The sequence below is a fragment of the Streptomyces fuscigenes genome, assembly GCF_021556455.1.
GTDB lineage: Bacteria > Actinomycetota > Actinomycetes > Streptomycetales > Streptomycetaceae > Streptomyces > Streptomyces fuscigenes.
The window spans coordinates 1-4,972 of the sequence record NZ_JAKGCV010000408.1; the positions used below are offsets into that span (position 1 = coordinate 1).

General features: G+C 76.6%; 1 protein-coding gene. It reads left to right on the forward strand.

All coding sequences use genetic code 11. The features are described 5' to 3' along the window. Positions 1-4,972: beta-ketoacyl synthase N-terminal-like domain-containing protein (locus tag L1885_RS23490; protein ID WP_235799165.1), on the forward strand; the 4,972-nt coding region annotated here is incomplete at both ends.

Sequence of the window (4,972 nt, forward strand, 5' to 3'; positions counted from 1 at the left end):
CGCCGACACGGCAGGCGCGGACGGGGCGGCGGGCGCCGAACGGGCGGGCACGGCGCGCACGGGCAGCCTCCTGCGCACCTCGCTCGACGTGGCGCGGCGGACGGCCGTGGACCGGCTGTGCGCCGAACTCGGCCTCACACGCTTCCAGTTGCTGCTCGGCGTCTTCGCGTGGAGCGCCTACGGCGTGACGGGCCGGACGCGGCTGCGCGTGGCCTCGCCCACGGCCGGGCGGCCGGTGCCGGAGTGCGAGCGCGGTGTGGGCATGTACGCGAACACGGTCCTGCTCCCCCTGGAGGTCGCCCCGCGCGAGTCCCTGCGCGCCCAGCTCGTCCGGCTGGCCGCCGACGCGCGGGAGGTGCTCGAACGCGAGGACGTGGCGCTCGCCGACGTGCTCGCGGCGGGTCCCTCCGGCGGCTCGCCGTTCGACTTCCTCTTCGTGCTGGAGAACACCGATTTTGGTGCGTTGCGCCTGCCGGGCTGCGCCGCGGAGCCGGTGTGGCGGCCGCCCGCCGGGACCAAGTGCCCGCTGACCGTGTCGCTCGTCGAGCACGGCGACCGCTTCGACTGCCTGTGGGAGTACGACGAGGACCACATCGACGCGGCCCGGGCGCGCGCCATGGCGGACCTCTTCGCGCGCGGGCTCGACCTGCTCGCGCAGGACGGCGCGGCCACGCCCGCCCGGCTGGTGGCGCCGTACCGCGCGGCCCTGCCGGGGCACGGCGACGGCGGGCCCGCGCTGCCCGGCGGGTACCGCACGGTCGCGGAGGGGTTCGCCCGCCAGGTTCGGCTGCGGCCGGACGCGCCCGCCGTGGCGTACGGCGGCGGTGCGGGGCGCCCCGGCGGCGGCACCGTCACGTACGCGGAACTGGACGCGCACGCGCGGGCCCTGGCCGTCGAGTTGCGAGCGGCCCACCGGCTGCCGGGGCCCGGCGAAGCGGGTCCGTGCCGCGTCGCGCTGTACTTCGAGCCGTCGGTCGAGCACGTCGTTGCGCTGCTGGCGCTGGCCCGGCTCGGTGTCACCGCCGTGCCGCTGGACCCGTCGTACCCGGGCGCGCTGCTGCGGCAGGTCCTGGAGCGGGCCGCGCCGGTGTGCGTCCTGCTCGCCCCGGACGGCGCGGCGGCGCTCGACGCGGTGGCCCCGGAGGGCGGGCCCCGGCGCCACCCGGTCGTCCTGGCCGGGCCCGGGGATCCCGGGGACACGGACGGAGTCCGCGCCACGAGCGGCACGGCCACCGACACCGGCACCGACACCGACACTGACACCGGCGCGGGCACCGGCACTGACACTGGCGCGGGCACCGGCACCGGCACTGACACTGGCGCGAGCACCGGCACCATGCCCGAAACGGCGGGTGCCTCCTTCGCGCCCGGGCCGGCGGCGGGCGACGTCCGGCCGCTCTACACGCTCTTCACGTCCGGCTCGACGGGGACGCCCAAGGGCGTGCAGGTCTCCGACCGCACCCTGTGCGACCTGCTGCACTGGCAGGAGGCGGCGGGCGGCCTCGCCGGGCCCGCCGTCACCCAGCAGTTCTCCATGCTCTCGTTCGACGTCTCGTTCCAGGAGATCTTCGGCACCCTGTGCGGCGGCGGGCTGCTGCACCTCGTCGACCGCGAGCTGCGCCACGACCCGCCCGCACTGCTGCGGCGGATGGCGGACGTCGGCGCCCAACGCCTTCATCTTCCCTACGTGGCACTCCAGTTGCTGGCGGAGCACGCCGTGCACCTGGGACTGGGGCCGTCCCGTTTGCGGGACGTGGTCACGGCGGGCGAGCAGCTGGTGTGCACCGACGCCATCCGCACCTGGTTCGCCTCCATGCCGCAGGCCCGCCTGTTCAACCACTACGGGCCGACCGAGACCCATGTCGTCAGCGCCCTGCGGCTGGACGGAGACCCGGCCGACTGGCCCGAACGGCCCGCCGTGGGCAGGCCGGTGGCGGGTGCCCTGCTGCGCGTGGTGGACGAGGCAGACGAGCCGGTGCCCGAGGGCTGCACCGGCAACCTGCTCATCGGCGGGTCCATGGTGTCGCGTTGCTACCTGGGCGACGGGCCGCTCAACGAGGAGCGCTTCACGACGGTGCCCGGGGCGGGGCTGTTCTACCGCAGCGGCGACCGGGCCCGGTTCGGCGCCGACGGACTGCTGCACTTCGCGGGCCGCGACGACCAGCAGATCAAGTTCAGCGGCCACCGGCTGGAACTCGGCCAGGTCGAGGCGGCACTGCTGCGCCACCCCGGGGTCGTGTCCGCCGTGGTGGTGCGGGACGGCGACCACCTGGTCGGCTGCTTGCAGGCACGCGACGGGGCCGCGGGAGAGGTCACCCACACCGCGTTGAGCACCCATCTGGCCGCGCTGCTGCCGCCGTTCGCGCGGGTGGAGCGCTTCCGTCTGCTGTCCTCGCTGCCGCGCACGCCCAGCGGGAAGCTCGATCGGGCGGCCGCTCTCGCCGCTGCGGGCGCGGACCTGCCCCGACCCGCCGGGCCTCTCCCGGCGGCCGGCGCACGGGCCGGGGGAGCACGGGGTCCGGCCGGGGCCCCCGGCCCCCGCCCCGGCGACCTGAGGACGCGGATCGTCGACGCGTTCCGTGAGGTCACCGGCCACGGCATCGAGCCGGGCGTGACGTTCTTCGCGGCGGGCGCGACGAGCCTCGACCTGATGCGCTTCCATCTGCACTGCACCGCGAGGCTGGGCCTGCGCTTCACCGTCGCCGACCTGTTCGAGCAGGTCACGGTGGACGCGCTCGTCCGCCATCTGGCGCGGCAGGAGGAGCGATCGGGCGCGGGTGCGCCGGACACCGGAGCCGCGCGGCGCGCCGCGGAGGCGGAGGCAGCGGAGCCGACGCCCCGGGAGGCTGGAGAGGCACAAGGGACTGGAGAGGCACAGGGGACTGGAGAGGCAGGGGAGGCTGAGGAGGCGGCGGGAAGCGGCGCGCCGGCGTCGCCGGCGTCACCGGCGTCGCCAGGCGCCCGTGAGACGGCCCGTACCGGCGGCGGCCCGGCGGCCGAGCCGATCGCGGTGATCGGCATGGCCGTACGGCTCCCCGGCGCGTCCGACCTCGCGTCCTTCTGGCGGATGACCGAGCAGGGCGGCCGCGGCATCACGTATTTCGAGGCGGCGGACGGCCTGGTGGGGGCGCGGAGCCTGTTGGACGGGCCGCTCGCCTTCGACCCGGGCCACTTCGGCATCAGCCCGCAGGAGGCCCGGCTGATGGACCCGCAGCAGCGCCACCTGCTGATGGGCTGCGTCGAGGCGCTCGCGCACGCCGGGATCGGCGACACGTCGGCACTGCGGGTCGGACTCGTGGCCGGGGCGGGCGAGAACACCTACTTCCAGGCCATGCTGCGCGAGGCCGACGCGGCGGGCCTGCCGGACGGGTTCCAGTTGGCCCTGCACCACGAGAAGGACTTCCTGGCCACGAAGGCCGCCTTCCACCTGGGTCTCACCGGGCCCGCGCTCACCGCGCAGTCGGCGTGCTCCAGTTCGCTCGTGGCGGTCCACCTGGCCGCGGGCATGCTGCGCCAGGGCGACGCGGAGGTGATGCTCGCGGGCGGGGTGCTGATCGACCTCTCGCTCGCGGGCGGCTACCGCTACCGGCCGCAGCACATCTTCTCCTCAGACGGCCACTGCCGTCCCTTCAGCGACGACGCGGACGGCACGGTGGGCGCCGGCGGTGTCGGTGTGGCGGTCCTCAAGCCGCTGGCCGCGGCCCGGCGCGACGGCGACACGGTGTACGCCGTGCTGACCGGCTCCGCCGTGAACAACGACGGTGCGGACAAGATGAGTTACAGCGCGCCCTCGGTCTCCGGGCAGCGCGCCGTGATCCGGGAGGCACTGCGCCGTGCAGGCAGGACAGGAGCGGACGTCGGGTACGTGGAGGCGCACGGCACCGGCACCCGGCTCGGCGACCCGATCGAGGTCGCGGCGCTGCGCCGGGCGCTCGGGGACGGCGCCGGGCCCCGCTCGTGCGCCCTCTCCTCGGTCAAGAGTCAGATAGGGCACCTGGGGGCGGCGGCGGGGATCGTCGGGTTCGTGCGCGCGGCGCTCGCTCTGCACCACGGGGTGATCCCGCCGACCGCCGACTTCCGCGCCCCCAACCCCCGTTTCGGCGCGGACCTCGACCCGTTCCGCATCCCGACGCGGTCGGAGCCGTGGCCCGCCGGGCGGGAGCGGGTCGCGGCGGTCAGCAGTTTCGGCATCGGCGGCACCAACGCGCACGTAGTGCTGGAGGCCGCTGACACAAGGCCGTCCGCGCCGGCCGGCTCGGGCGGCGACCTGTCCCGCCAGGGCGGCCTCCTGCCACTGTCCAGCGGCAGCGCGGCGGCCCTGCGGGCGGACGCGCGCCGGATCGCCGACCATCTCGCCGCGGCGCCCGGCGCGTATCCGCAGGTGATGCGGCATCTGCGGGCCGGAAGGCCTGCGCGCGCCTGGCGGGCGGCCGGCCTCTGCGAGGACGCGGCGTCCGCCGTCGCGTGGCTGCGCGCGCTGGCGCGGGAGCCCGCGGGGACGGACGGCGAGAGCGGGGAACGCGGGCCGGTGGCGGGCGGGGACGACGCCCACGCCGCCCCCGTGGAGGCCCGCGACGCGGCGGAGGACCGGATTCTCCGGATCGTCCGGACGGCGACCAGCCGCGATCTGCCGCCCCTGCGGGCGGCGGGCGAAGACGCCGCCGACCTGGCCCGTGCCTGGATGTCCGGCCGGACGATCGCCTGGTCAACGGGCCCGGCGCCCGCGCCCTGGGACTTCCCCCCGCCCGCGTTCGACCTGACCGACCACGCGTTCGCGCGCCGCCCGCACGGCGGCCCGGCCATGTCCACCGGCCACGCGGATGCCCGTCAGTCCGCCGGCGCGGCGCCCGGCGTCGCGCCGGCATCCGGTGTCGTGGACCCCGGCGCCACAGGTGGCGGCACCGCGGGTACCGGCGCCACGAGTACCGGTCAGGTGCGGCCCCCGGCCACGGGATCCGGTGACGCGCGGCCG